At 55.7% G+C, this 598-nt stretch carries 1 pseudogene; it reads right to left on the bottom strand.

The features are described from left to right. Window positions 1-598: pseudogene (locus JUJ53_RS18170) on the bottom strand (hypothetical protein); the annotation flags it as partial.

The raw sequence follows: 598 nt of genomic DNA, 5'->3' as shown, positions 1-598 counted from the left end.
GAGAGTTGTCCGAACCGAAGGCCGACGATGTCGATACGGTCTCGATTGTTTTGGAAATCGGTAACGCGGTCGAAGCCATCGTTTTGGCGAATGACAAGTAGGTCACGCCCTTGTCCGGTGGTTATGATATCGTTTCCGGTACCGCCATCGATGCGATCGTCGCCGATACCGCCATCAAGGCGATCGCTCCCGGCTTGTCCAAAGAGGCGATCGTTATCTGCTCCACCATTAAGAACGTCATTGCCTACACCGCCAAGGAGGCGATCGCTCCCCGCTTGTCCAAAGAGGCGATCGTCACCGCCCAAGCCGCGCACTACATCATTTCCCGCCAACGCAAGAATCGTATCGTCACCTGCTGTGCCGCTGAGGATATCGTCAAACGGCGTGGGAGCATTGATGGGCGCTTCGTTGACGTCGGTGACGTTGATGGTAAACAGTTGTGCGGCGCTTAATCCACCGGCATCGGTAACCGTTACCTCGACGCCATAGCCATTGTCATTGCCCACATCCAACGGCTGTTCAAAGTCTGGTGCGGAGAGGAAGGACAACTCACCCGTGGTGGCATCAATCGTAAATAACCCTTGGTCTTCCCCACCAC

The organism is Leptolyngbya sp. CCY15150 (assembly GCF_016888135.1).
GTDB lineage: Bacteria > Cyanobacteriota > Cyanobacteriia > RECH01 > RECH01 > RECH01.
The sequence above is the reverse complement of the archived record's forward strand: the minus strand, read 5'-3'. Positions and strand labels throughout refer to the sequence as shown.